The sequence below is a fragment of the Roseibium sp. genome (genome assembly GCF_039982295.1).
In the GTDB taxonomy this organism is placed as follows: Bacteria; Pseudomonadota; Alphaproteobacteria; order Rhizobiales; family Stappiaceae; genus Roseibium.
In genome coordinates this window covers 18,273-43,859 of record NZ_JBDWYP010000093.1, presented here as the reverse complement: position 1 = coordinate 43,859, position 25,587 = coordinate 18,273, and the positions used below count along the sequence as shown (strand labels likewise).

22 protein-coding genes are annotated in these 25,587 nt (G+C 59.5%); 12 read left to right on the top strand and 10 right to left on the bottom strand.

Going from position 1 to position 25,587, the window contains the following annotated elements; all coding sequences use genetic code 11:
- Positions 1-48 precede the first annotated feature (48 nt).
- The 8 genes from fliR to ABJZ52_RS22575 all read left to right on the top strand — a co-directional run bounded on the left by fliR (position 49) and on the right by ABJZ52_RS22575 (position 9,289).
- Positions 49-822, top strand: a complete 774-nt coding sequence (fliR, locus tag ABJZ52_RS22610) for a flagellar biosynthetic protein FliR (protein ID WP_348186376.1) — start codon at positions 49-51, stop codon at positions 820-822.
- A gap of 9 nt (positions 823-831) precedes the next feature.
- The gene (gene flhB / locus ABJZ52_RS22605) at positions 832-1,911 is read left to right on the top strand and encodes a flagellar biosynthesis protein FlhB (protein WP_348186374.1); all 1,080 of its coding nucleotides are present in this window, start codon (positions 832-834) and stop codon (positions 1,909-1,911) included.
- An 84-nt stretch (positions 1,912-1,995) separates the two neighbouring features.
- Positions 1,996-4,545: a PAS domain-containing protein gene (locus ABJZ52_RS22600; protein ID WP_348186372.1), complete on the top strand. Its 2,550-nt coding sequence runs from the start codon at positions 1,996-1,998 to the stop codon at positions 4,543-4,545.
- Positions 4,546-4,673: 128 nt separating this feature from the next.
- Entirely contained in the window at positions 4,674-5,831 is a 1,158-nt protein-coding gene (locus tag ABJZ52_RS22595) for an ABC transporter substrate-binding protein (protein WP_348186369.1), read from the top strand.
- Between the two features lie 58 nt (positions 5,832-5,889).
- Positions 5,890-6,960 (top strand): iron ABC transporter permease, encoded by a 1,071-nt coding sequence (locus ABJZ52_RS22590; RefSeq protein WP_348186367.1) that lies wholly within the window; start codon positions 5,890-5,892, stop codon positions 6,958-6,960.
- A complete protein-coding gene (locus ABJZ52_RS22585) occupies positions 6,957-7,730 on the top strand; it encodes an ABC transporter ATP-binding protein (RefSeq protein WP_348186365.1) in 774 nt (257 codons plus the stop codon). Before ABJZ52_RS22590 ends, ABJZ52_RS22585 begins: the two co-directional genes overlap by 4 nt.
- On the top strand, positions 7,714-8,190 hold the full coding sequence (locus ABJZ52_RS22580; RefSeq protein ID WP_348186575.1) for a pseudoazurin: 477 nt from the start codon (positions 7,714-7,716) through the stop codon (positions 8,188-8,190). Before ABJZ52_RS22585 ends, ABJZ52_RS22580 begins: the two co-directional genes overlap by 17 nt.
- A 121-nt stretch (positions 8,191-8,311) precedes the next feature.
- Positions 8,312-9,289 carry a DUF4105 domain-containing protein gene (locus ABJZ52_RS22575; RefSeq protein WP_348186363.1) on the top strand — a complete coding sequence of 326 codons (978 nt, stop codon included), beginning with the start codon at positions 8,312-8,314 and terminating at the stop codon, positions 9,287-9,289.
- 85 nt (positions 9,290-9,374) lie between these two features.
- Here the strand turns inward: ABJZ52_RS22575 and ABJZ52_RS22570 are convergent, their stop codons facing one another.
- The 7 genes from ABJZ52_RS22570 to ABJZ52_RS22540 form a co-directional block, all read right to left on the bottom strand.
- Positions 9,375-9,857, bottom strand: coding sequence for a hypothetical protein (locus ABJZ52_RS22570; RefSeq protein WP_348186361.1), 483 nt, complete (start codon positions 9,855-9,857; stop codon positions 9,375-9,377).
- 100 nt (positions 9,858-9,957) lie between these two features.
- A complete protein-coding gene (locus ABJZ52_RS22565; protein WP_348186359.1) occupies positions 9,958-10,464 on the bottom strand; it encodes a DinB family protein in 507 nt (168 codons plus the stop codon).
- Positions 10,465-10,475: 11 nt separating this feature from the next.
- Positions 10,476-11,948: a hypothetical protein gene (locus ABJZ52_RS22560; RefSeq protein WP_348186357.1), complete on the bottom strand. Its 1,473-nt coding sequence runs from the start codon at positions 11,946-11,948 to the stop codon at positions 10,476-10,478.
- Between the two features lie 37 nt (positions 11,949-11,985).
- Complete coding sequence (locus ABJZ52_RS22555; protein ID WP_348186355.1) at positions 11,986-12,915, bottom strand: DUF6384 family protein; 930 nt, start codon at positions 12,913-12,915, stop codon at positions 11,986-11,988.
- A 134-nt stretch (positions 12,916-13,049) separates the two neighbouring features.
- Positions 13,050-14,264, bottom strand: a complete 1,215-nt coding sequence (locus ABJZ52_RS22550) for a cell surface protein (protein ID WP_348186353.1) — start codon at positions 14,262-14,264, stop codon at positions 13,050-13,052.
- 236 nt (positions 14,265-14,500) lie between these two features.
- Positions 14,501-15,418, bottom strand: coding sequence for a pseudouridine-5'-phosphate glycosidase (locus tag ABJZ52_RS22545; RefSeq protein ID WP_348186351.1), 918 nt, complete (start codon positions 15,416-15,418; stop codon positions 14,501-14,503).
- Between the two features lie 74 nt (positions 15,419-15,492).
- Positions 15,493-16,419, bottom strand: a complete 927-nt coding sequence (locus ABJZ52_RS22540; protein ID WP_348186349.1) for a PfkB family carbohydrate kinase — start codon at positions 16,417-16,419, stop codon at positions 15,493-15,495.
- 309 nt (positions 16,420-16,728) lie between these two features.
- Here ABJZ52_RS22540 and recA point away from each other — a divergent pair, with 309 nt between their 5' ends.
- From recA to ABJZ52_RS22525, 3 genes are all read left to right on the top strand, one after another.
- Positions 16,729-17,799: a recombinase RecA gene (recA, locus tag ABJZ52_RS22535; RefSeq protein WP_348186347.1), complete on the top strand. Its 1,071-nt coding sequence runs from the start codon at positions 16,729-16,731 to the stop codon at positions 17,797-17,799.
- 292 nt (positions 17,800-18,091) lie between these two features.
- A complete protein-coding gene (gene alaS, locus ABJZ52_RS22530) occupies positions 18,092-20,752 on the top strand; it encodes an alanine--tRNA ligase (protein WP_348186345.1) in 2,661 nt (886 codons plus the stop codon).
- A 144-nt stretch (positions 20,753-20,896) separates the two neighbouring features.
- Positions 20,897-22,204: a cyclic nucleotide-gated ion channel gene (locus tag ABJZ52_RS22525; protein ID WP_348186343.1), complete on the top strand. Its 1,308-nt coding sequence runs from the start codon at positions 20,897-20,899 to the stop codon at positions 22,202-22,204.
- A gap of 32 nt (positions 22,205-22,236) precedes the next feature.
- Here the strand turns inward: ABJZ52_RS22525 and ABJZ52_RS22520 are convergent, their stop codons facing one another.
- Both ABJZ52_RS22520 and ABJZ52_RS22515 read right to left on the bottom strand, forming a co-directional pair.
- Positions 22,237-23,067, bottom strand: a complete 831-nt coding sequence (locus ABJZ52_RS22520) for a sulfotransferase domain-containing protein (protein ID WP_348186341.1) — start codon at positions 23,065-23,067, stop codon at positions 22,237-22,239.
- A gap of 131 nt (positions 23,068-23,198) precedes the next feature.
- Positions 23,199-23,582, bottom strand: a complete 384-nt coding sequence (locus ABJZ52_RS22515) for a DUF983 domain-containing protein (protein ID WP_213216436.1) — start codon at positions 23,580-23,582, stop codon at positions 23,199-23,201.
- A gap of 182 nt (positions 23,583-23,764) precedes the next feature.
- Here ABJZ52_RS22515 and ABJZ52_RS22510 point away from each other — a divergent pair, with 182 nt between their 5' ends.
- Complete coding sequence (locus ABJZ52_RS22510; RefSeq protein ID WP_348186339.1) at positions 23,765-24,025, top strand: hypothetical protein; 261 nt, start codon at positions 23,765-23,767, stop codon at positions 24,023-24,025.
- A 13-nt stretch (positions 24,026-24,038) separates the two neighbouring features.
- Here the strand turns inward: ABJZ52_RS22510 and ABJZ52_RS22505 are convergent, their stop codons facing one another.
- Complete coding sequence (locus tag ABJZ52_RS22505; protein ID WP_348186337.1) at positions 24,039-25,475, bottom strand: DUF4189 domain-containing protein; 1,437 nt, start codon at positions 25,473-25,475, stop codon at positions 24,039-24,041.
- Positions 25,476-25,587 lie beyond the last annotated feature (112 nt).

Below are 25,587 nucleotides of genomic sequence, written 5' to 3'. Positions count from 1 at the left end.
CGCTCATGACCCGCGCCAGCGATCGGCCAACGACAGGGAAGGGGCGGCATGACACTGCAGCTTGACTTCCTGCCCGAGATTGGCGCGATCTTCATGCTCATGTTCGCGCGCATCGGCACCATGCTGATGCTCATGCCTGCATTGGGCGAGACGTCCGTGCCCATGCGGGTCCGTCTGATTCTCGCCTTGATGCTGACGCTGGCGCTTTACCCGGTCGGGTCCACGACCTATCCCGCGAGCCTGATGGATGACTTTCCGCGTCTGCTGTTGTTGATGGGAAGCGAGTTGCTGCTTGGTTTCGTGATCGGCCTATGCGCGAAGATGATTACCTTTGCATTGCAGACGGCCGGCGTGATCATCGCCAGCCAGTCGAGCCTTGCAATGGCCCTTGGTACGGATGTGACCAACTCCGGACAGCAAGGTGCATTGGTGTCCAACTATCTGTCGATCCTCGGCATCACGCTGATTTTCGTGACGGATACCCACTACCTGATCATTGCGGCCATGCACGACAGTTTCGTGATGTTTCCGCCCGGCGGTGCACTGCCGATTTCTGATCTCGCTGCGATGGTGACGCAAACCGTCGCGGATGTGTTTTCCATCTCGGTGCGCATGAGTGCGCCGTTCATTGTGGTCGGCATCGTGTTCTATTTCGGCCTCGGCTTGCTCAACAAGCTGATGCCGCAGATGCAGATCTTCTTCATTGCCATGCCCGTGAACATCGCGATCGGGTTGGGGCTCTTGCTTGTGCTGCTCACGACGATGATGACTTTCTACATGAGTCACTTCGAGCAGGCCGTCGGCAAGCTGACGCTGGGCTAGGAGAGCTCCATGGCAGAAGGTTCCGATGATTCGGAGAAAACCGAGGACCCCACCCAAAAGCGCTTGAAAGATGCGCATGACAAGGGGGACGTACCGAAATCTCAGGAAGTCAGCACTTGGTTCACATTGGCCGGGAGCGCGATGGTCATTGCCATCTTCGCGCCGACCGTTGCCGCGTCGCTTTCAGGATTGCTTCGTGGCTATCTGGAACACGCTCATCAGATTCCGATGGATGGATATGCGCTGCGGGCGTTGTGGCGTGACACGGGGCAGTCGCTCGCGCTGATCGTGGGGCTTCCCCTGCTTGCCCTGGTGGGAATGGCTGTGGCGGGCAACATGGTGCAGCACCAGATGGTCTTTACGGCAGAGACCATCAAGCCGAAGTTGTCGAAGATCTCGCCCCTGTCCGGATTCAAACGCCTGTTTTCTTCCGAGAGCCTGGTCAACTTTGCAAAGGGCGTGGCGAAGATCGCGACGGTGGGCACCATCATGGTTCTGGTGCTCTGGCCGCACCGGGATGAAGCCGACACCATCATTTTTGCAGAAACGGTGATCCTGCTTGAGGAAGCGCGGGTGTTGGTGCTCCAGCTTCTCGCGGCGATCCTAGCCGTGATGACCCTTGTCGCGGGCGCGGATTTTCTCTACCAGCGCCACAAGTGGTTCGAAAAGCAGAAGATGTCCCTTCAGGAAGTGAAGGAAGAATACAAGCAGACCGAGGGTGATCCGCACGTCAAGGGCAAGATCAGGCAGTTGCGCATGGAGCGCAGCCGCAAGCGCATGATGGCAGCGGTGCCGCAGGCGACCGTCGTGGTCACCAACCCGACGCACTATGCGGTGGCCTTGAAATATGAAGATGGAATGGGTGCTCCGACCTGTCTGGCCAAGGGCATCGATGCGGTTGCCCTGAAGATCAGGGAAGTGGCCAAGGGGCATGAAATCCCGGTGATCGAGAATCCGCCGCTCGCTCGTGCGCTTTATGCCAGTGTCGAAATTGATCAGGAAGTGCCCGAAGAACACTTCAAGGCGGTCGCGGAAGTGATCGGCTTTGTCTTTAAAATGCGGAAACGCTCTGGATGGCGCTCGAAATAGGCGTGGATTGGTTGAATTTCCGGGCATTGCACAGAATGCTGGGACGAGGCTCGGCGATCTGATTCGAGCCAGGGAGTTTTGGGAATGAATGATCTGGACGGCGCACCGAGCGAGCCGATGATCGACCGGCCTGAACGGGGCGGCAATATCGGGCTGCTGATCGCCCTGGCCGTTGCCTTGGTTGCTGCGGCGGCAGGGTTTGCCATCGTGGGCAAGACCCAGTCTCAGCCTTTCGTTCTGGCGCTTCTCGGCATTCTTGCCGTGGTGGGCGTGTTTTGCCTGTTTGCGGGGGCGATCGGCTTTTTGCGTTTCGGCACTGGCCGGTCAGGCAACCCGATTGCCTCGGCTTTTCTGAATTCCCTTGATGATGGTGCGCTGATCACCGACGCCGAAGGGCGGCTTGTCTATGCCAACCAGGCCTATGCGGATCTGACAGGGGCGGAAAACGCAGCCGATATCCGGGTCATGGAGCGTGTGTTCTCAAGTGATCCTGACGCGGCTGATGCTATTTTCCGACTGTCTCAGGCGATGCGCGACGGCCTCAGGGCCCAGGAAGAAATCCGCATGCCCATGCCGCTTGGCCGCAGCGAAGGCAGTCCGCATTGGTACCGCGTCTCAATCCGCCCGCTCTTGCTGCCGCGCAAGGAGGGGGGCACAGGCCGCCGTCTTGCCGTTTGGCAACTGGCGGACATCACCCGCGATCGCGCAGAACAGGAAAATTCCTTCCAGGAACTGCAGAGGGTCATCAACTTCCTCGACCATGCGCCTGCCGGGTTCTTCTCCTGTGACGGGGAAGGACGCATTGTTTATCTCAACGCGACGCTTGCTGACTGGCTTGGCTATGACCTTGCGCAATTCATGGCAGGCGAACTTGATCTTGGTGAGATTGTGCGTGGTGACGGCACCGAGTTGATACGCTCGGTCAAGGGCCAGGCGGGCGAAGTCAAAAGCGAGACCTTCGATCTTGATTTCGTGGCGCGCAACGGCCGCAGCTTTCCGGTGCGTCTCCTGCACAGAGTTCCCTTTGGCGACAATGGCCAGGCGGGCGACAGCCGCACGCTGGTTCTCAACCGCTCTCGTGGCGAGGAAGCATCGGAAGCCCTGCGCGCTGCAGAAGTTCGCTTTGCGCGCTTCTTCAACAACACACCGATTGCGATTGCCTCGCTGGACACGGAAGGAAGGGTGCTGCGCACCAATGCTCCGTTCCTGAGGCTGTTCGGCGCGGTTGATCTGAGTGGTGAACCGCCGAAGCTGGAAAACTACGTTGCCGAAAGCGGGCGTGAGGATCTGGGCAAGGCACTGACGGCCGCCAGTCATGGCATTGGCGAGATCGCGCCCATCGACATTCCGCTGAATGACGGCAATGATCCGCGCTCGGCCACCTTCTATGTGTCTGCCGTGCAGGAAGGTGAAGGAGATGGCGAGGCCGCGATCGTCTATGCGCTCGACAGCACAAAGCAGCGGGCGCTTGAGGCCCAGTTCGCCCAAAGCCAGAAGATGCAGGCCATCGGTCAGCTGGCCGGCGGTGTCGCGCATGACTTCAACAACGTCTTGACTGCGATCATCGGTTTCTCCGACCTGCTGCTCGCCAGCCATCGTCCGACGGATCCGTCTTTCCAGGACATCATGAACATCAAGCAGAACGCCAACCGCGCGGCTGGTCTTGTCCGGCAGCTTCTTGCGTTCTCTCGCCGTCAGACCTTGCGGCCGCAACAGCTTGAACTCAATGATGTTTTGGCCGACCTTTCCATTCTGCTTGATCGCCTGCTTGGCGAAAAGGTCGAGCTGAAGGTCATCCATGGCCGAGATCTCTGGCCGGTGATGGCCGATCTCAATCAGCTCGAGCAGGTCATCGTCAATCTGGCGGTGAATGCTGGCGATGCAATGGCTGATGGCGGCAAACTGACCATCCGCACATCGAACGTGGGCGAGTCGGCCTCGACGCAATTCGAAAATACGCGCGGCATGCCGCCGGGCGAGTATACGCTGATCGAAGTGACGGACACTGGTCACGGCATGCCGCCCGAGATCATGGAAAAGATCTTCGACCCGTTCTTCTCGACCAAGGAAGTCGGAAAGGGAACTGGTCTCGGCTTGTCAACGGTTTACGGTATCGTCAAGCAGACTGGCGGCTTCATCTTCTGTACTAGCGAGATTGATGCCGGTACGACGTTCCGCCTGTTCCTGCCGCGTCATATCCCGGCCTTCGTCGAAGAACCCGTTGTCGAGGCGAAGCCGGAGCAGGAGAAGGTCGCGGATCTGACCGGGTCAGCCTCCATTCTTCTCGTCGAAGATGAAGAGGCGGTACGTGCCTTTGGTGCGCGTGCGCTGGCATCTCGTGGCTACACTGTCTTTGAAGCAGGCACGGGCACGGAAGCGCTCGAGGTGATGGAAGAAGTCGACGGCAAGATTGATCTGGTGGTTTCCGATGTGGTGATGCCGGAAATGGACGGGCCGACACTTCTTGTCGAATTGCGCAAGACACAGCCGGATCTCAAGATCATCTTCGTCTCGGGCTATGCTGAAGACGCGTTTGAGGAAAACCTTCCGGAAAACGAGAAGTTCTTCTTCCTGCCCAAGCCCTTCACGCTCAAGCAGCTGGCGACGACCGTCAAGGAAGTGCTGAACAGCTAGGAAACTGCGCGGACGGCACGGAGTTTCAAGAGGTCTCTTAATACATGAGTTTTATATTCATATATTTCTTGGCTTCTCTCTAAGCATGGGGTAGGACGCTAGGGCAGACAATCCAATCGGAGACCGTTATGTCCCTAGCGACGAAAATTAGCGGCTTCCTTGGCGCACTTGCAGCCAGCGCGACCTTGATCGTGTCAGCCACCAATGCTCAAGCGGAAGCTTTGACCTTCACAGATATTGCAGGCCGAGAAGTCACCCTTCAGGAAATGCCGGACAAGATCATCCTGGGCGAAGGCCGGATGATGTACGGCATTACGCCGTTGATCGAGGGCAATCCCTTCGAGAAAATCGTTGGCTGGAACAACGACCTGATCCTTTATGATCCTGATGGCTTCCGCCAGTTTGAAAGCGCCTTTCCTGAAGATACCGCCCGACTGATCAACTTCGGCAACCCTTATGCCGGTGATTTCAGCATCGAGGCTGTTCTCGAATCGGAAGCGGATCTTGTGCTTCTGGAATCAGGCAGCCTGTTCAAGGCCGAAGAGACCGGTCTGATGGAGAAGCTCGGGGCAGCTGGCGTTCAGGTTGCCTTTGTCGATTTCCGTCGGAATGCGACCGAAAATGTCGTGCCGTCACTGCTGATGCTTGGCCGTATCTTCGGCGAGGAAAAGCGCGCTGCGGAATTTATCGACTTCTACATTTCCCAAATGCGGAAGGTCACCAATATCATCGATACCATCCCGGCCGAGGAACGTCCGTTGGTTGTCGTTGAAAACGCGGCTGGTTGGCAGGTCGACTTCTGTTGCTGGTCGTTCGGCCCCTACAACTATGGCCGCTTCGTCGAGCTTGCCGGTGGCACCAACTATGCATCGTCTCTGGCGAATGCCTATTCGGTTACGTTGAGCCTGGAAGGTATTATCGAAGCCAATCCGGCACATGTCGTTGCGACCGGTGCCAACTGGTCGGAAGCGCGTCCTGAGGTGACTTCCGTGCTGCTGGGCTATGATGCGGAAACAGGACCCAACGAGGCGCGCATCGATGCGCTCGCGAGCCGGGCCGGGTTTGCGGATCTGGAAGCGGTGAAAGCTGGCAATTACCACGTCATCTTCCATCAGTTCTACAATTCGCCTTACCACTTCGTGGCCATTCAGCAGCTGGCGAAATGGTTCCATCCTGATGATTTCGAGGATCTGGACCCCTGGGCGACGTTCGTCGAACTGCATGAACGTTTCCTGCCGTTTGACGCCAAGGGCACCTTCTGGATGTCCGCACAGGCGGCTGAATAGCCAGACAATGGTCCGTGGCCACAGGGCTGCGGACCTCCTTATTTCCGGATTTTTGATCATGTCTGACCTAACCCGGAGCCCGAATGCCGGTGCTCTTGTGCGGGCCTATCGGCTGCGTTCGGGCCGACGGCTTCTTCTTGTTCTGGGCGCGATCGCGTGCCTGGCAGCCCTGGTGATTTTCGATATCATCACGGGCCCTGCGAACCTGAGTTTCGGCCGTGCCCTCCAGGTGATCCTGGACCCCTCAATCGCGACTCCCAAGGAGGATGTCATCATCTGGAAGCTGCGCCTGCCCGTGGCTTTGATGGCGGTTCTGGTTGGGGCGATGCTTGGTGTGGCCGGCGCCGAGATGCAGACGATCCTCAACAATCCGCTCGCCGATCCCTTCACGCTCGGGCTTTCGTCGGCTGCAAGCTTTGGAGCTGCGCTCGCAATCGTACTCGGCTGGTCGGTCGTTCCAGGCGTTGGCGGTTTGTTCGTGACAATGAATGCCTTCGTCTTTGCGCTGGGCACGTCCTGCGCGCTGTTTCTCTTTACCCGTTTGCGCGGTGTGTCGCCTGAAGCGATGATCCTGGTCGGCATCGCCATGTTGTTCACCTTCAACGCGCTGCTTGCGTTTCTGCAATATGGTGCCTCCGAGATGCAGCTGGCGCAGTTGATTTTCTGGCAACTCGGCTCGCTCTCGCGTGCCACCTGGGAGAAGGTTGCGATTTGCGCGGGGGTGCTTGGCGTCATTCTGCCCTTTTTCCTGCACCAGTCCTGGGCATTGACCGCCTTGCGCATGGGAGAAGACAAGGCGGCAGCCCTTGGTGTGAATGTCGGCCTTCTTCGACTGACAGTGCTTGGCGGGGTCTCGCTGCTTGCAGCCGTTGCCGTATCGTTCGTCGGGGCAATCGCCTTTGTCGGATTGGTTGGCCCTCATATTGCCCGAATGATTGTCGGTGAAGATCAGCGTGGATTTTTGCCGCTGTCAGCTCTGTGCGGCGCACTGATCCTGTCAGGGACGTCGATCGCCTCGAAGGCAATCACCCCGGGGCTCATCTATCCGATCGGCATGATCACGTCGCTCATCGGCATTCCGTTCTTCATCCTGCTTATCCTTGGACAGCGCAAGAGGCACTGGCAATGACCGGCTTGAGTGCACAGGGGCTCTGCTTTTCCTATGGTCGGCGTCAGGTCCTGTCGGACGTGAATTTTGACCCGATTGAACGCGGCAAGCTCACGGTTCTGATCGGACCGAATGCGGCTGGCAAATCGACATTGTTCCGTTTGATCGCCGGCCTGCTCGCGCCTTCTGCCGGCAAGGTTCATATCGCCGATATCGACCTGGCGCGGCTTTCGACCCGGGAGCGGTTGAAGAAGGTTTGCTTCATGCCGCAATTCTTCGCGGCCAATGCGGCGTTGACGGTGTTCGACGTGATGATGATGGCGCACAAGCAGCTCAAGGGCTGGCGTGTCTCCGAAGATGACATGTTCTCCGTTGGCCAGGCATTGGAGGATGCAGGCATTGGCCATTTGGCGCAGGCCTATGTCAGCGAACTGTCTGGCGGACAATCGCAGATGGTGTCGGCCGCCCAGGCGCTCATCCGCAAGTCAGATGTCTATCTGTTCGATGAGCCGACGTCAGCTCTCGATCTGCGTCACCAGCTCGATGTCCTGACCCAGATCAAGAGAGCAGTTGCCGAGCGGCAGGCCGTTGGCATGGTTGCGCTCCATGATCTGAATCTTGCGGCGCGCTACGCCGACAGCCTGATCCTTCTGGGGGAAGGGCGCATCCTTGCGCAGGGGAAGCCGGAAGAGGTTTTGCGCTCGCCCGCGATTTCCAGGACCTATGGCGTGGACATCGAGATCACCACCGGCCCAAGGGAGAACCTTCTTGTCCATGCTTACACGTCGTAATTTCATCCTCTCCATGGGCGCTCTGGCCGGAAGCTCTGCGGCAGCTGCCTGCCCTCTTCCTGCACTGGAGGGAGGGGAGCATGCGGTCTTGATGCTGAATGCCAATTGCGGTGACGGCCAGACGCCGAACGTGTTTGAGCCGTCAATCCTGCACGTCAACGTCGGTGACAGCGTGACCTTTGTTCCCACGGACGAGGGACATAATTCCGCATCCAAGCGAGGCATGATCCCCGATGGTGCCAGCCCCTGGAATGGCGCGCTGGATGAACGGTTGCGGGTGACATTCGACGTGCCGGGAATCTACGGTCACATCTGCCTTCCCCACTATGAATGGGGCATGGTTGGCCTGATCGTCGTCGACAACGACCTGTCCAACCTGAAGGCTGTCAAGAAGATCCGCCACCCGGGCACTGCCCGAAAGACCTTCAGGGCGCTGCTGAAAGAACTTGAAGCCGCATAAGGTTTGGTGTCTTTCGGCGCTGGTGATTGCGCTTTGCGCGGTGTCTGATAGCGAACAACGAACGATCGGCCCTGCAAATGATGTAGTCCGGCAGTCCGTGAACGCACGACTGGAGCGCAAGGTGTCCCGATTTCTGAAAATCCTGTTTGATGTCTGCTTTGCATTGTCCGTGCCGGGGGGAACCGCCTGGACCGTCACGGCCCTGCGGTTTCATCTGGATGGGGCTGTCTTATGGGTGGCACTTGCAGCGCTGGCGGCGGCAGTCCTTGGAACCGTTTGGCTGAGGTTTCGCTCTCGTCGTTTGTCCTGGCTCGCACTCCTGGCGTCAGGTCTCATCGTTGCTGGCTGGTATCAAACGATTACGCCTCAACAGGATCGGGACTGGGCCATCGATGTCTCGCGCGGTGTAAAGGCACGCGTGGCAGGAGACCAGGTGATGCTCTCCGATATCAGGGATTTCAACTGGACTTCTGCCGACGATGCGGATCCACGCTGGATCACCCGTAGCTATGACCTGTCGAAGCTTGAAACAGTCGACATGATCACGTCAGTCTGGGACAGTCCGGATATCGCGCATCTGCTGGTCAGCTTTGGCTTTTCGGGCGGCGACCACATTGTGTTCTCTGCAGAGATCCGCCGTGAGGCCAATGAAAGCTTCAACGAGATTGGCGGGTTCTTTCGTCAATTCGAACTGGTGCTGATCGGTGCGACGGAACGGGATATCGTCAAGCTGCGAACCAACTACCGCAAGGAAGACGTCAGCGTTTACCCGGTCGAGCTTTCGCCTGAACAACGCCGGACGATGTTCCTGTCCTTTGTCGAGCTGGCCCTGGAACTGGAAGACCGCCCGAAATTCTACAACACGTTGAGCGCCAACTGTACGACCGTCGTTTATCAGCTTGCCAAGATCTTGCAGCCGGACCTGCCATTGGACTGGCGCGTGGTCATGTCTGGTCATTTGCCCGAATATATGGACAGCCTTGGCGTTCTGGGCGGAGACGGGACAATGGAAACGCGCAGGTCCGCGGCACAAATCTCGAAAGTCGCTCAGCAATTACCGGCTGGAGCGGACTTCTCCGATTGGATACGGCAGCGTTGATCCAGGAAGGCAGTTGACTGGCGGGCTGGTGGTTCAAGACACCACCAGCTTCTCTTTCAATGCGATTGTCGCCCAGACCACCCGGTTACACGGGCGGGCAGGTGCTGCCCTGTTCGGCCCGGGACTTCAGGCCCCGAAGGCTTTGCATGGTGTTCGGATTGCCGGGCAGGACGAAGCTCTGTTCAAGTGCAGTTCGTGCATTGTTGAGAACGGCAAGGTCCTGAACAGCAAGTGTCTGGCAGGGAGCACCAGTGAAACGGACGCGGATCCGTACAACCCTGATGCCATTGTCCGAAGGGCCGAATTCTGCGTCGAGCGCCGGGTTCGCGCCCGCCATCGTCCGTTCCATGACCACCATGTTGGCCTCATCCTGGATGACAGTGGTGCCTTTTTCCGTTGCGCTGGAAACAAGCGCTGCTCGCACGGCCGCCGGAGAAGCTGCGATCGTGACACTCTGCGCGCCTGCCGGTACGTCCAGGGTCGGCTGCTCAGGTGCAGCGGGACGCCGTGGAGAACTCTGACAGGCCGCCAGGGCCAACAGAAGGGCTAGGGTAGTGAGCTTGCGCATGGCGCTATCCTTCGACTTGGCTTGTCATGGTGTTCGATAGGGAACAACCTAGTCAACAACATGATTAAGAAAAGGTTGCATTGCCCGCGCTGGTGTCTGGTCAATCCGCTGAAAAGGCCGGCATGAAAGGCAGATCGGTGACGCCGATATCGTGCCCCATCTGGGAGAGCAGGGTGCCGATCTGGCCGCGGTGATGGGTCTGATGATTGAACATGTGCGTGACGAGCACCCAGCCAGGGCGTGTGGTGGTGCGCGTGCCGTCGCTGCTGATCCAGGTCAGGTCGCGTGCAAGCCAGTCGGGATCAAGTTCGCTGGCCCAGGCTTCGATATCTCCAGCCATCACCAGATGGGCCGTGCGGAGATCCTCGAAGTCTGAATAGATGTCGACGCCCATGCCCTTGTGTTCGTAGACTTTGCTTGAAAAGCGGGTCATCCAGGCACGATCGGCAAAAAGGATGTGGTTCAGCGTCGAATGGATCGACTTGAAGAACGCGCCCTTGTCCGCCTTTCGCTCGTCATCGCTCACCTGGGCGCAGGTGTCATAGAGTTTGTCGGTCATCCAGCCGTTGTAGACGGCCATGGTCTGGTAGAGCTTTGGGTCAATCATGTCTGCAGGCCTCAGAAGGTGTCGCCGGTCTTGAAACCGCCGCCGCCAAAACTACCGCCTGAGCTGAAACCGCCACCTGACGATCCGCCGCCCGATGAGCTGCCGCCGCCAAACCCGCCGCCGCTGAAGCCCCCGCCGAGCCCACCCCCCATGGAGCGTGGCAGGCCGGAGCCCTTCGGAAAGCCCACCCGGCCACCGCGCGGCTTGCGGCGCTTGTGCGATTTCTTGGCACGTGCCCAATAATCGGCGCCTGTGATGGCGCCCTTGACCAGCTCGCCCAACAGAACCGTGGTCAGGTTGTTGTCGGAGAAGGTGGAATCCCAAGTGTCATAGCCGCTGCGCCGGAATTTCTGGGTCACCTGAGACAATTCGGTCCGGCGACGGGCAATGTCGCGCAGAAGCTGGCGATCCTGGCGGATCTCGCGATGAAGGGCCTCGGTTCGCTCCCGCTGGTCCTCGATGCGGCGAATGATCTTTTCATCTTCCGGAGAAGGGGTGTTCAGGGCCTCGCGCCACAGATCGCGCAGGTCGTCGGCCTTCAGAGACTGGGAGAGTTGATCTTCGGCCTTGTTTAAGCCGTCGTCCTCGCCGTCGGCAAAGGCCTGAAGGGCCTCGTTCAGGGTTTCGATGGAGCGTTCCTGTGCATCGAGTTCGCCGTCAAGCTGCTCGATCTCCTTGCCGAGGCTGTCGATCTTTGCCGCAAGATCCTCTCCGGCCGTGCTTGTCAGTGCGTCCCTGCTCAGCTCGGCCAGTTTTTCGTCTTCCCGGGCTGCCAGTTCTTCGCAGCGTTCCGCGTGACGGGCCATACGCTCAGGGATGCTGGTCAGCATGGCGTAATTGGCGCGGGCGTCCTGATAGCGGATCAGGCCCGCGACCCAGCGATCGAGCGCACGCACGATGCCTCGCTTGTCATAGTCCGGCGTGCCGAAGCCGCGCTCCCAGAGATACATGAAGAGCCTATCGTCTTCGTAGGCCTTGCCCTTGTCTTCGCGATCCTGAAGCGAGGTCTGTGCCTTGGTGGCGGCGGCCTGCGCGGTCTTTGCCGCCTGTTCTGCGCGCTCACGCTGGGCGAGAAAAGTAGGGTCCTTTTCGAGAAGGTTGTCGACTTCCTCAAGAAGCCCATCCATGCGGCTGGCGGTTGCTTGTGCTTCGTCAGCAAGAGAGTCGCGACGTTTGACGCTCTGTGTATGCGCGGTTTCCTTTTCGCGCAGCTGATCGGCAAGAACCTTGTAGTCCTGGGTGCGCTTTTCCATCAGGCGGCGTGCTTCGCGCGCGGCAGCGTCCCTGCGTTCGTCAAAGGTCTCTGCTGCATGGTTGTCGAGCCGAAACCGTGCCAGTTCCTTGTAGGCATCGCTTTGCTGGGTTTGCAGATCCGTCAAGGAGCGTGTTGCGCGCTCGATCCGGCTGCTGAGGTCGGTTTCCTCGCGGCGCAGATCAGCGGTAGCCTGTTCGATGCTTGAGAGCGTCTGGCGTCCGGTCAGCATGATGTCTCGGCCTCCCGCTGCCGCTTTGATGCCCGTCCTACCATTGGGTAATTGCCCCTTCCTGGACACCGCTGGCCCAGTCTATTTCGCGCTCGCCGCGGCGTTTCTCGCCGATCAGGGTTTTCTGGACGATGCCGTCGTTCTCCTTGTCGCGGCGCACCGCGTCGAAGGCGGCCTTGCTGACGCGCTGGGCCCAGATCGTGACGTTGCTGGTCTCGCCGTTTTCTTCTGAGAGGATGGGCCTTGCAATGGCCTTGCCGTCCGGATTTATGGCTTCGACCACCAGATAGTAGTTGTTGACGTTGCGATTGACGTCCGGGATGCGGGTGACGCCGGTCGGGGTTCCGGCGCGCGAAACAATGCGCACTTCGAAGACAGCTGACAGATCAGCAACCAGCCTGTCCAGATCGCTGGCAGCCTTGCGCGCGGCCTCGACCTTGCCATCGCTGGCGGCCGTAATGCCGTCGGTTTTCAGCCTGTCGGCCTCGGCGAGCAGGTCAGAATTGTCCGTGAGGCCCGCAACACGCTCGGCGAGGACCGACAGACGGTTCGGCAGTCCTTCGGCAAGCTCCACCTGCAGCGCTTCTGCGGCCCGCTCCCTTGGCGCGACCACGAGGAATTGCCAGCCAGCTCCTGCAATGACCAGAACCACCAGCACAATGGCCAGCCACTTTGACCAGGTCAGGCGACTGACATAGGCAAGGGCGAGGAAACGCGAGAATCCGGACGCTGGCGGATTGTAGACGAAACGGTCTTCTTTCAGACCCTCGACGCCAGCCTTGAGAATGTGATCCGGGACATCGATGCCCTGAGCAGAGTATATTTCCCGCAGGCGCTCGATCATCCCGGCGTCGCGATCTTCGGCGCCGAGCTCCTTCATCACGACGGCATCGTCATGGCGGAGCGTGTCCACCACATCCATCGCCATCATCAGATCATCGAGCGGGGCGTCTGCCTTTTCCGCCATCAAGCGTCGTCTCCGCTAGAGCACTTACATTCAATCGAAACAGTGGACCTTTCCCGAACGCCTGCGTGAAGTCGGCCTCACATGCGATCGGGAACAAGTGGACCGCCCGGCGGCCTGCCAGGCGGTCGATCTCGTCAGCTCTGAAGGGCATTGCCTTCAGCGGCAAGTTTGGCAAGACGACGCTTGCCATCCTCGACCGCGGTCCGGATTTCCTCGGAGTTCTTGGTCGACATGTCGCGCATCTCGTTGATGATCTCACGTGAGTGAACCTGGAAGTTCACGACTGAGTCCACGAGTTTCTTGACAGAGGCGGCCTGAACCGTCGGTCCGTAGCCCGCCTTGAGAGCTTCTGTCTGAACCGCGTCGCCGATTTCGGCAAGCGTTTCGAGGCTCTTGTTGACGCCTTCTTTCATGGCGTTCAGCGTCTCGGTGGATTCATGCAATCCCTGAAGTCCGGTGAAAGACGCGTTGAGCGCCGTCAGAACCGATTCATTGGTCGAGAAGAAGCTGACGGACTGGGCATAGACCCGTTCCTTGGCATTGGTCGTCTGCATCAGGCGCGCCATGATGATTTCAGACGTGTTGTAGCCGATGGTCAGGTTGTCGGAGAGATCCTTGGAGATCTGATAGCGCTTTTCCTCGTCCTGCATTTCGCGCAGGCGTTCGTCGCGTGCCAGCTCGAGCCGTGCCTTTGCGGCAGGATCATCTCCAGCATAAGCGGCGACATCGTTGGAAGAGGCTTCAAGAGCCGCCTTGGACGCATCAAGCTTGCTGGTTGCGATGTTGAGAATTTCGAGAGCCTGAACCTCAGCCTGCTTCAGGGCGCCGCGGAAGTCGCGGTAGGAATCGAGGATCGTCTGTTCGCGCTCGATCTGGTCCTTCGTGGCTCTGGCGACTTCCTTGTAGGTACCGCGAATGTCGTCGAAACGGTCGGAAATCGTGCCTCGGCGAATGTCGCGCCACTTGTTGGCGAGGCCTTCTGTGAAGGAGATCTTGCCGTCGGCAAGCTGATCGACCAGCGCCTTGGCATCGTCGCGGATCGAGTTGAATGCGTCCGTGATCTCTTCATAGCGCTCACCGATGTCCATCTGCTGGACCTGGGAACGCACGACTTCGTTGAAATGGGAGGCCTGGCCGAGCGTGCGGGTGATGATCAGAACCTTGTCGGGCGACAAGTCCGAGATCTGCTCCAGAAGGGCATTGATCGGCGCATCAGTTTCGGTGTCGGCTGAAATACCCAGGTCGCGCAGCTTTCCAAGCGCACGATCAAGGTATTGCAAGGGGCTGATGCTCGTTGCCGGTGCCGCCACTACGGCGCCGGTTGTGTCCTGTTCTGTCGCTTCCGCCATCGACATAATCTCCCGCTTTTGGTCTGCGTTAATCTCTCACAGCCGAGCCATGCCCGTCCATCTATTCCGCAGTGCGTCATCTAGGGCAGGGTGACGCCATGGAGTCAACGGCTTGCGAAACCTTAACCGTCAATCCCGCACACCTGTTACCCCATTGTGACACTGCGTCCTCGCAGTGCCTTGAACGCCTCTGCATTTTTGACAGGACTGCAAGCCTGCCCGCTCACTGTCGCAGATCAGCCCTGAGAGGCCGCGACGGCGATTTTTGCAGCAAGTCTTGCGTTGTTGCGCACCAGGGCAATGTTGGTGACGAGGGAGCGGCCGCCGGTCAGATCCAGAATGGCGCCAAGCACATAGGGTGTCACGTCCTTGCCCTTGATGTTGTCCCGGTTGGCCTGATCAATGGCGGTTGCGATATGACCTGCCATCTCGTCCTGGGGGATTTCGCTGTCTTCAGGCACGGGGTTGGCGATGAGCACGCCGCCATGCCCGCCAAATTCGGCTCGCACCTTGAGAAGGCGCGCAATTTCCTCGGGCGTGTCCAGGCGATATGGAGCGCTCAAGCCACTGCCTCGGGACCAGAAAGCGGGTAACTCGTCCGTACCATAGGCAATCACCGGGACACCGCGTGTTTCAAGAACCTCAAGGGTCTTTGGGATGTCGAGAAGGGCTTTCGCGCCGGCACAGACCACAAGAACAGGCGTTCTGCCAAGCTCATCGAGATCGGCTGATACGTCGAAGGTTTCTTCTGCGCCCTTGTGGACGCCGCCGATGCCGCCAGTTGCAAAGACCGAGATCCCTGCGGCCTCGGCCGCCATCATGGTGGCAGCGACCGTGGTCGAGCCGGGACGGCCGCTGGAAACGGCAAAGGAAAGGTCGGCGCGGGAACACTTCATCACGTCGTCGGCCTTGGCCAGTCGGTCAAGGTCATCGTCATCAAGGCCAACACGGATCTTGCCGTCCAGAACGGCGATGGTCGCGGGGATGGCGCCTTCCGCGCGAATGTCCGCCTCAACCTGACGGGCGGTTTCGACGTTGTCGGGAAATGGCATGCCATGGGTGATGATGGTGGATTCCAGCGCAACGACGGGCTTGCCGTCGGCGAGGGCCTGGCGCACTTCCGCAGTCGGGGCGATGAGGTGGTTCGCGGTCACGGGCAATCTTTCTGAAAATGGAGGAACGCGTATCTGACGGTCTTATAGGATCTGAAGGAAGACCGGGGAAGGGGTCAGTCGGAACAGATCGCGGACCAGGTTAAAGTGTCTGCGACCGCGCCCGAGGCTTGCAGGGTCTCAACGGCCGCCTTTTGGCCGAACTGGAGGCTGACGTCGAGCGCGTATTCACGGGCGAGACCTGCCAGGGTTCCGGCAATCAGAGCATCACCGGCGCCCGTGACATCGACAACGGACGCTGGCGGCGGCGTCAGGTCAAGGACCCGGCCAGCCGAACGCATGTGTAGCGGTTCGCCCCCTGACGTAATGACGACTGCACGGACACCCCGGTTCAGGAGATCTGCCGAAAGGTTCTGCGCGGGCGTGTCTGGGGGAGCATTCAGGAGGGCTGCGGCTTCAGCGTGGTTGAGCAGTAGCAGCTCCAGTTTGGAAAGAATTCCCTCGAGGCGATGCGCCTTTGCAACGGAAACAGCGTCTGCAACCAGGGCGGCCCTGGGGGCTAAAATGGTAAGCTCTTCCAGGACAGCGACCGGCAGGTTGGCGTCGAAAAACCACAGGGCATCGTCCGGCATCTGATGTGCCGTCTCGATGAAGAAGTCCGGGGACGCGCTGGTGAGCACCTTGTCATCGATACAGGCAGCTGTGAGGCCTCCGTCCGGATCATGCAGGGCCAGATATTGTCCGGTCGCCTGTCCGGACCGCTCAAGAAGGCGAGGTTCAACCCCGTCGCGCTCCAGCTGCGCACGGATGGAGGCCGCCGCGGGATCGGCGCCGGTGACGCCGACGAGCGTTGCCGGTACGCCGAGCCTTGCCAGCACGCGCGCAACGTTGGTCGCAACGCCGCCGGGCTTCTGGTCCAGGTGCGCCGGTGTTGACGTGTCGCGGAGGATTGGCCGATCCGCATGGGCGATGATGTCCCAGTGGACTGCGCCGAAGCAGGCAATGGGGCGCGGAGGCGAAGCTTGAGAGCGGTCGGAGTACATGGTCTGTCTTTGCGGCCAAGTGGCGGTCAGCGGGATGTTGGGGTCATTGAGACGCTCAAAGGGCCTAGCAGCGCGGTTGTGGCAGCACAAGATCGCCGTTCGAAACGCAGTGATTCTGGGTATAACTTTTCGGCACTCAAATATTACCTTACGTAAGTTTTCTGTTCCCGTGATGAGAACATTTATCGAACATATTGAAAAACAACCATAAATAACAATGTTCTTGCCGGACTTGCCAAATGAGAACAAAAAAGGTACAAAAGCTCAGTTTGAAACGGCGGTTCCATCGTGGAATAAGGAGCGAGAGCCATGTCGCAAAGTACACTTCGTCTCGTAGAAAGCAGCCAGATGGATAAGAGCAAGGCGCTGGACGCAGCGCTATCGCAAATTGAACGGGCCTTCGGTAAGGGCTCCATCATGAAGATGGGTCAGGGACAGGCCGTTGAGGTCCAGTCCGTGTCCACCGGGTCCCTCGGGTTGGATATCGCCCTTGGAATCGGCGGTCTGCCGCGCGGCCGTATCGTTGAGGTTTACGGACCGGAGTCGTCGGGCAAGACGACGTTGGCGCTGCACACGGTGGCAGAAGCCCAGAAGGTGGGCGGCATCTGTGCCTTTGTTGACGCCGAGCACGCGCTTGATCCGATCTATGCGCGCAAATTGGGCGTCAACATCGATGACCTTCTGATTTCGCAGCCTGATGCGGGTGAGCAGGCACTGGAAATTGCCGACACGCTGGTGCGCTCTGGCGCGATTGATGTTCTGGTGATCGACTCCGTCGCGGCGCTGACGCCGAAAGCCGAGCTTGAAGGTGAAATGGGCGACAGCCTGCCGGGCCTGCAGGCCCGCCTCATGAGCCAGGCGCTGCGCAAGCTGACCGCGTCAATTTCCAAGTCGAACTGCATGGTCATCTTCATCAACCAGATCCGCATGAAGATCGGTGTGATGTTCGGGTCTCCCGAAACAACGACTGGCGGCAACGCCCTGAAGTTCTATGCCTCGGTCCGTCTCGATATCCGCCGGATCGGCGCCATCAAGGACAAGGACGAGGTCGTGGGCAACCAGACACGGGTCAAGGTGGTCAAGAACAAGCTTGCGCCTCCGTTCCGCCAGGTTGAGTTCGACATCATCTACGGGGAAGGCGTTTCCAAGATGGGCGAGCTGATCGATCTTGGCGTCAAGGGCAACATCGTCGAGAAATCCGGTGCCTGGTTCTCCTACAACAGCCAGCGGCTGGGGCAGGGACGTGAGAACTCCAAACAGTTCCTGCGCGACAATCCGGAAGTGGCCGATGAGATCGAACTGGCAATCCGTCAGAATGCGGGTCTGATTGCCGAGGCGATCATTGATCCCGAAGGTGGCAAGGGCGACGACGAGGACTGACCCCGGACCGCCGCGTTCGCGCGTGACGGGCGAACGTGACAGGCGAACATGAATTCAACCCCTTCGCGCTCCAGGTGCGGAGGGGTTTTTGGTTTTGGCGCTCGTCCGTCCGATATCCACGTTTCACCAGAGCAACAGCTTGAAGAAACCGGACGTTTGCGCCGCCCGGCGTTCTGGACAGCCACGGACCGGAAAGCTAAAAGGCTGGTTCGACCGGGGGACGCTATGGAGACCCGGCCCAAAAGATATTGGCCTGATCAAACGGACAGGCAGGACCGAGGCGAGACACCGCATGACCGGCGTGAATGAAATCAGATCCGCGTTTCTGGACTATTTTGGCAAGAACGATCACCAGATTGTTGAATCTGGTCCACTCGTCCCGCGCAATGATCCGACCCTGATGTTCGCGAACGCGGGTATGAACCAGTTCAAGAACGTCTTCACCGGTCTTGAGAGCCGCGACTATTCGCGTGCCGTCACGGCGCAGAAAGTTGTACGCGCCGGCGGCAAGCACAACGATCTGGATAATGTGGGCTATACGGCCCGCCATCACACGTTTTTTGAAATGCTCGGCAATTTCTCCTTTGGCGACTATTTCAAGGAACGGGCCATTGAACTTGCCTGGACGCTGATCACCCGGGAATACGGTTTGCCGGCGGAAAAGCTCCTGGTCACGGTCTACTCCGAAGATGAAGATGCCGCAGTCCTGTGGAAGAAGATCGCGGGTCTGTCCGATGATCGCATCATCCGCATCCCGACCAGCGACAACTTCTGGACCATGGGAGACACTGGACCTTGCGGGCCCTGTTCGGAGATCTTTTACGATCACGGTGATCACGTTGCAGGTGGGCCTCCGGGCAGCCCGGACGAAGACGGTGATCGTTTTATCGAGATCTGGAACCTGGTCTTCATGCAGTACGAGCAGACGGCGGATGCGCGCCTCGATCTGCCGCGGCCGTCCATCGATACGGGCATGGGACTGGAGCGCCTGGCGGCGATCCTTCAGGGCGTTCACAACAACTACGACATCGATCTCTTCAAGGCGATCATTGGCGCATCAGTCAATGTCACTGGCGTTGAGGCAGAGGGCGACGCGCTGGCCAGCCACCGGGTGATCGCCGATCACCTGCGCTCGACAGCCTTCCTGATCGCCGACGGCGTCCTGCCGTCCAACGAGGGGCGTGGTTATGTGCTGCGCCGGATCATGCGCCGTGGCATGCGCCATGCCCATCTGCTGGGCGCCAAGGATCCGGTGCTCTTCAAGTTGATCCCGACCCTGATCCGCGAGATGGGCCAGGCCTATCCGGAGCTTGGGCGCGCAGAAGCGCTGATCACGGAGACGCTGACGCTCGAGGAAAAACGCTTCGGCAAGACCCTCGATCGCGGCATGGGCCTGCTTGAGTCGGCAACGTCCGACCTGGGCGAGGGCGGTCAGCTGGATGGCGAGACAGCCTTCAAGCTCTATGACACCTATGGTTTCCCGCTGGATCTGACCCAGGATGCCCTGCGTCCGCGCGGCATTCAGGTCGACACCGACGCGTTTGACGCGGCGATGGCGCGCCAGAAGGCCGAAGCACGGGCCAACTGGTCCGGCTCCGGCGGCACGGCAACCGATACGATCTGGTTCGGTCTGAAGGAAAAATTCGGCGCGACCGAATTCCTCGGCTATGAAACCGAAAAGGCTGAAGGTGTGGTTCTCGGCCTTGTCGCCGATGGTAAAGAGGTCAAGACGCTTGCGACGGGTGGCCGCGGTTTTGTCATCCTGAACCAGACGCCGTTCTATGGCGAATCCGGCGGTCAGATCGGCGACACGGGCGTGATGTCCGCTTCTGGCATCAAGGTCAGCGTCACGGATGTTCAGAAGAAGGCTGATGGTCTCTTCGTGCACGCCGTCACGGTTGATGAAGGCACCCTGACACTCGATCAGCCTCTGGAGCTGAGTGTTGATCATGCGCGCCGGGGCGCGGTGCGCTCGAACCATTCGGCCACCCACCTGGTGCATGAGGCGCTTCGTGAGGTTCTGGGAACCCATGTGGCGCAGAAGGGATCTCTGGTCACGTCCGAGCGGCTGCGGTTCGATTTTTCTCATCCCAAGCCCATGAGCGATGATGAGCTTGCGGTGGTTGAAGGCTTTGCCAATGAAATCGTCCTGCAGAACGCGCCCGTCGAGACGCGTCTGATGGCCGTCGACGATGCAATTGAAAGCGGCGCCATGGCGCTCTTTGGCGAGAAGTATGGTGAGGAAGTACGGGTTGTGACCATGGGCACAGCGCTCCATGGCGACAAGGCGGGCAAGGCCTACTCCGTGGAACTGTGCGGCGGCACCCATGTGCGGCGGACCGGTGACATCGGCCTCGTCACGCTCGTTGCCGAGGGTGCCGTTGCTGCTGGTGTCCGCCGGATCGAGGCGCTGACCGGCGCGGCGGCCCGGGCCTATCTCGATGAGCAGGACAAGCGCATGCGTGCGCTGGCCGGGCTCTTGAAAGTTGGCGCAGCAGACGTGCCGAACCGGGTGGCCCAGTTGGTCGAGGAGCGCAAGCGCCTCGAAAAGGAACTGGCGGACGCCAAAAAGAAGCTGGCCATGGGCGGCGGCGGTGAGGGCGGTGAAGCGCCAGTCAAGACCGCCGGAGCCTTCCAGCTCATGGCGCGGGTTGTGGATGGCATCAATCCGAAGGACCTGAAGGGCCTGGCGGATGACGCCAAGACCAAGCTTGGCACTGGCGTTGTCGTGCTGATCAGCGTCGCCGATGATGGCAAGGCTGCCATCGTGACGGCGGTCACCAAGGATCTGACCGAAAAGGTCAACGCGGTTGATCTGGTGCGGATCGGCTCGGAGGCCCTTGGCGGTCGCGGCGGCGGCGGTCGGCCGGACATGGCACAGGCTGGCGGCCCTGAGGGCGCAAAGGCGGAAGCGGCGATCTCGGCTATCGAAGCCCATCTCGTCGGTCTTTGAACCAGCGATATTGCGGCATGAAGGCGGGGCAGTGCTCCGCCTTTTTCGTCTCCGCCTTCCATTGCTGAACAATGGCCCGCTTTGCAGGGGGGCGGGGTTCTTGTAAGGATGGCGGTCGACGCGAAGCGAAAAAGGTGCGGCTGGGTGACGGCAAGAAAGACGCTGAAAACGACCCTCTATGACCTTCTGGAGGACACGGGGCAGGCCAGGGGCGCTGCCAGGGCTATCCGTCATTTCCTTGTCGGGTTGATCGTTGTCAACGTAACGCTTGCGGTGATCGAGACGCTGCCGGCGGTTCGCGCCGGGTATGGCGGGCTTCTGACCTATATCCAGATGGGATCTGGTGCGCTTTTCATTCTGGAATATTGCGCACGCCTCTATGTCGCCGACCTCCATCCGCCGCTGCGGCGCTATGGCTCGTTTGGTGCGCGGGTGAGATATGCCCTGCATCTGGATGCGATTGTCGATCTGATCGCGGCCTTGCCCCTGATCCTCGTGTTCATGCTGCCGCATCATGCCTTCACGGTGGTGGTGATCCTGCGCCTGCTGCGTTTTCTCAAGCTTGCACGCTATTCGCCGGCGATCCGGTCGCTTCTTCAGGCGATCGCCAGTGAACGCTGGGCGCTGATGGGTGCGACGCTGATCGTCTCCGGCGTCATCTTGTTGGCGGCGACGGTTATGTACCTGATCGAACAGGACGCGCAGCCGGACAAATTTCAAAGCATACCCCATGCGATCTGGTGGGCGATTGCGACGGTCACCACGGTTGGCTATGGCGACGTCGTGCCGATCACTGGCCTCGGCAAGACCATCGGCGGATTTTTCATGCTGCTCGGCTACGGCCTGATTGCTCTGCCCGTTGGTATCATCGCCTCCGCCTTCGCGCGGGAGATCCACAGCCGGGACTTTGTTGTCACCTGGTCAATGGTGGCGCGGGTGCCGCTGTTCGAGGATCTGAAGGCTGCGGAGATTGCTGAAGTGGCCCGACTGCTCCAGGCGCAGAAGGTCCGTGCCGGCCATGTCATTGCGGAAAAGGGGGACGTTGCGGACAGGATGTTCTTCATCTCCGAGGGGACGGCGGAAATCGCGCTCAAGGACAAGATCATCTACCTGGATACGGGTGACTTCTTCGGCGAGCTGGCGCTGATCCATCAGCGGCCGCGCACGGCAACCATCAGGGCCTTTCATGACTGCGAGTTGCTGGTGCTTGAAGCCCATGCGCTGCAGCAGATGATGGAGAAGAACCCGGAGTTGGCCACCAGGATCCTGCAGGAGGCGGAGCGGCGCGGCGAAGAGGCGGTCCAGTCCCTTGGCGATCTGGTCAGCGAGGAGCTGGCCATGGCCGATGTGGTCGCCGACGGCAGCGATGGCGGCGCCGAGGAGCCGGATCTCTTCGTCGAGGAAGACACGTCAACAGGTGAAGAGCCTTCACCAGACAAATCAACGGGCTAAACGTCTCACGCGTGGAACGCCGCCTTTCAGGCTCAACGCAGGTAGCCGAGATCGACCATGGTCGGGGCAAGGGCACGGCTTAGCCGTGAAATCTCTTGTGGTGGCAGTTCATCGGCATGACTGCCGACACGGCCGGAACGCATATGGCGGATCCTGTCCGCGTTGCCGGCCTCGAAGTAGCGGGCACGAGCCTTGTCGAAGCTCTGATTTTCCACTGCCCGCGCCAGTCTTTCCGGATCGAAATCGAGTCCGGCTTCTTCCAGAAGACGTGCGAGTGAGGCTTCCGTGTTTGCGAGAAGGTCCTCATAGCGGATGAGCGGAATGCCGGCGGCCAGAAAATCATCCACATAGCCGGCCCAGCTGCGCCGGTTCCAGTAATGACCATGGCGCTCCGTTGTCATCAGGGAGACCATGTCGGCAGCCGCGCCGGGCTGATTGCGGAAGTGATAATGCGCCCCGGAGGCTGCGACATCGCGCGGGTCGCGGACAATGCTGATCATCTTGACGCGCGGGTGCCTGACCCGGTCCCAGGTGGCGTGCACATGATGGGATTTGAGCAGGAAACGATTGGAGGTCCGGTCCTCGCCCTCCAAGGCGATATCGTGGTTGTTGGCTATCCCGGCATAGCCCTTTGAGGGGCAATTGAGGGTGTCGGCGATCAGGCGCGTCAGCCACGTGTTGCCGGATTTCGGATATCCCACAACCACGATCGGCTCATCGAAGCCGTCTCTTTCGATCTGGCTTATATGTTCCGCGATGAAACGGGTCTTCTTTCTGATCTTCCGGAAGGTCCGGGCGGCGGTGTAGAGGTTCTTCATGATCGGCAGAAACTTGTTGGAACTGCCGACGGGGATGACCCTCAAATTTGATCAAGTAAAGAAGCTTTGATTTCCGGAATTCGGAAATTCAAGTCTGTGAAAGTCTGATTGTTTCCAGATGGTTTCAGAATGCCTCTGACGCATTAAGTTTGCGCTTTTCAGCCATCCTCACCGTCTCATCCGGAGGTGTCCAGGCGACCTTCCTGAGCCTTGTAAAAGAACTGACTCGCGACCAGCCAGCCCTTCAGGGGGCGCAGCGGCGGAATGCAAGTGAGCAGGATCAGCGGCAAGGTCGTCACCAGATGCACCCAGTAAGGGGCGGTATGTGCAACTTCCAGCCAGATCGCGAAGGCGACAGCGGGAATGCAGCCGAAGCAGATGATGAAGAACGCAGGTCCGTCGGCAGGGTCAGCAAAGCTGTAGTCCAGATCGCAGACTTCGCATTTGGGTTTCAGGGTCAGGAAACCATCGAAGAGATGACCTTCACCGCACCGCGGGCATCTGCCGCGCAGGCCGGTCTGGACCGGAGAAAGAGGCTTCCATGTGCGTTGAGTTTCCATGTGTGTTTCCCGCTTCCATGCGACAACCGTGATCAGAAGCAAGCGATCATCTGGCTGCCTTCAATCTCGTATCAGCCTGTTCGGCGTGACCGGCTCAAGATAGGCAGCATGACGGCCAGCGCAATCGCGGGCGGCGCGGCATTTTGGCATCGGGCGGCTGGTTTCTGATGCCGCATTGGCGCATGGCTCTGCTTGCAAAGGCTGTAAACGCAAGAAAGGCGGCCCTTCAGCCGCCTTTCTGGATGACGTCATCTCAAGGCGTTGCGGCCTTATGCCGCCATCGCCTTCTGGAGGTTCTCGTGGATCTTGTCGAGGAACTGCGTGGTCGTCAGCCAGCTCTGGTCCGGGCTCATCAGGCCGAGCGAGCCAAAGCCCTGGCCGGCGATGTCGGACTGGACGTCACCATCATAGTTCTTGCATGCAAACGCCTATACGACTGCTGAAACTGTCATCGACCTAGTCGATACACAGCTTGCGCCATCCCTTGCTTTTCGGATGCGGGTTTTTGCGTAGATAGGCAAGATCCGATGTGCAGGATTCCATCACGCGATCTTGAAAATCCTCGACATTCTTTACCCGCAAAACTTTGACGTAGGGCTTATAGCCGCGGCACTGCGGATATTTGGTCTGCACTTTGGCGCGATAGTCTAGAAGCCTTTTCTTGAACTCGGCCTGAAGCTTGCCATCGAGCTTCTTATGGATGTCTCCGTCCGCGTCCAGGCGATTGCCTTCGAGATGAAAGATCATGGTCTCGTCATCGATTTTCTGGCCGCAGCCGGGAAACGAGATTGTCGATGTGTAGTTAAAGACCTGGACCGACTTGGCTGGTTCCAGGCCGACTATTTGATCGCCATACCAGTTCGGGCACCGCTGTGAAAGCACGAGAGCACACGTATCCCCTGACGCGACGGCCTGCGGCGCACCGCTGACGTTTTCCGCCTCATAGACGACGGTAAGGTCGCGATCGGAGCGGGTGTTGCAGATCCAGCCCTTGCCGCCGCCGCAAGCCTCGCCGCCGTTGCGCGAGCGGCATTCCTGTGCGGCCCGGGACTGGGCCGCGGCCTGGTCGCGGTTGACGCCCCAGCCATAGGGCGAACCGCCCTGTTCATAGGCGTAGCCGGCGCAGCCCCGGCCTTCCAGGATGAGTTTCGGCGCGCAATTGGCGCCATTGCGCTCGCGGCATTCGGCAAGGGCACGCTGCTGGGCGGCTTCCTGGCTGTCCTGGTCGTAGGACCAGCCGAAGGCGGCATCATCGACGGAAACAGCAAGGCCAGCATAGACCGGCCTGTCCTTCCGGGTGGCGAGCGCTTTTTCCTGCGCCTGGCGCTCTGTGGCGAGGGCCTTTTCGTAGGACTTGATGTCCTTCTCGGCGACATCTTCCTGTCTTGCCACTTGGAGCAGCGTTTCGGCCCGGTCGAGATCCTGCTCGAGAAACTCTCCCCTGGTGTATTCAAGTGCCAGATAACCGGCTGCCCCGCCAAAACCGCCACGGGCGGCCTGCTCCATCAGCCTTACGCCGGCTTCCGGATCCCGTTCGAAACCATTTATCCCCTTCAGACGGGCGACGCCAAGATTGGACTGGGCGATCGGGTATCCGAGCTCGGCGGACTCCATCAGGAGCTTGCGGGTGTAGTCGCTTTCCCCATCTCCATAGCCGCATTTCTTGACGTAGTGGGTGATCCGGAGCGAGTTCATCGCCGCCGGCGAGCGGTCGACTTCCGCCGCTTTCTTCAGCTTGTTGTAGGCGGCCTGATCGCCGCCGCAGGCGGCCTTGTAAAGCGCCTGATAGCGCTCGCGCTCCACTTGCCACATGGCGGGCAGCGGGTCGGCAAGGGCGGGTAAAACAAGAACAGGCAATAGGTAGGCAAGCGCAGCAAGAACAGCACGGAACATATGGCTAAAACTCTTAAAGTTTCAAAAAATGCTTATTTATCAAGGGATCACGTATCTGAACATCCTGTCAAGTTGCGATGGCGCCCTACGCAATGAAAAGGCGGCCCTTCAG

Excerpts from the sequence above, each read along its gene's own strand:
- ABJZ52_RS22580 (WP_348186575.1), top strand. The coding sequence starts at position 7,714 with ATGCTTACACGTCGTAATTTCATCCTCTCCATGGGCGCTCTGGCCGGA.
- ABJZ52_RS22515 (WP_213216436.1), bottom strand. The coding sequence starts at position 23,582 with ATGGAAACTCAACGCACATGGAAGCCTCTTTCTCCGGTCCAGACCGGC.
- ABJZ52_RS22565 (WP_348186359.1), bottom strand. The coding sequence starts at position 10,464 with ATGATTGACCCAAAGCTCTACCAGACCATGGCCGTCTACAACGGCTGG.
- recA (WP_348186347.1), top strand. The coding sequence starts at position 16,729 with ATGTCGCAAAGTACACTTCGTCTCGTAGAAAGCAGCCAGATGGATAAG.
- ABJZ52_RS22585 (WP_348186365.1), top strand. The coding sequence starts at position 6,957 with ATGACCGGCTTGAGTGCACAGGGGCTCTGCTTTTCCTATGGTCGGCGT.
- ABJZ52_RS22555 (WP_348186355.1), bottom strand. The coding sequence starts at position 12,915 with ATGGCGGAAAAGGCAGACGCCCCGCTCGATGATCTGATGATGGCGATG.
- ABJZ52_RS22600 (WP_348186372.1), top strand. The coding sequence starts at position 1,996 with ATGAATGATCTGGACGGCGCACCGAGCGAGCCGATGATCGACCGGCCT.
- fliR (WP_348186376.1), top strand. The coding sequence starts at position 49 with ATGACACTGCAGCTTGACTTCCTGCCCGAGATTGGCGCGATCTTCATG.
- ABJZ52_RS22550 (WP_348186353.1), bottom strand. The coding sequence starts at position 14,264 with ATGGCGGAAGCGACAGAACAGGACACAACCGGCGCCGTAGTGGCGGCA.
- ABJZ52_RS22540 (WP_348186349.1), bottom strand. The coding sequence starts at position 16,419 with ATGTACTCCGACCGCTCTCAAGCTTCGCCTCCGCGCCCCATTGCCTGC.
- flhB (WP_348186374.1), top strand. The coding sequence starts at position 832 with ATGGCAGAAGGTTCCGATGATTCGGAGAAAACCGAGGACCCCACCCAA.
- ABJZ52_RS22595 (WP_348186369.1), top strand. The coding sequence starts at position 4,674 with ATGTCCCTAGCGACGAAAATTAGCGGCTTCCTTGGCGCACTTGCAGCC.
- ABJZ52_RS22505 (WP_348186337.1), bottom strand. The coding sequence starts at position 25,475 with ATGTTCCGTGCTGTTCTTGCTGCGCTTGCCTACCTATTGCCTGTTCTT.
- ABJZ52_RS22560 (WP_348186357.1), bottom strand. The coding sequence starts at position 11,948 with ATGCTGACCGGACGCCAGACGCTCTCAAGCATCGAACAGGCTACCGCT.
- ABJZ52_RS22590 (WP_348186367.1), top strand. The coding sequence starts at position 5,890 with ATGTCTGACCTAACCCGGAGCCCGAATGCCGGTGCTCTTGTGCGGGCC.
- ABJZ52_RS22570 (WP_348186361.1), bottom strand. The coding sequence starts at position 9,857 with ATGCGCAAGCTCACTACCCTAGCCCTTCTGTTGGCCCTGGCGGCCTGT.
- ABJZ52_RS22510 (WP_348186339.1), top strand. The coding sequence starts at position 23,765 with ATGGCTCTGCTTGCAAAGGCTGTAAACGCAAGAAAGGCGGCCCTTCAG.
- alaS (WP_348186345.1), top strand. The coding sequence starts at position 18,092 with ATGACCGGCGTGAATGAAATCAGATCCGCGTTTCTGGACTATTTTGGC.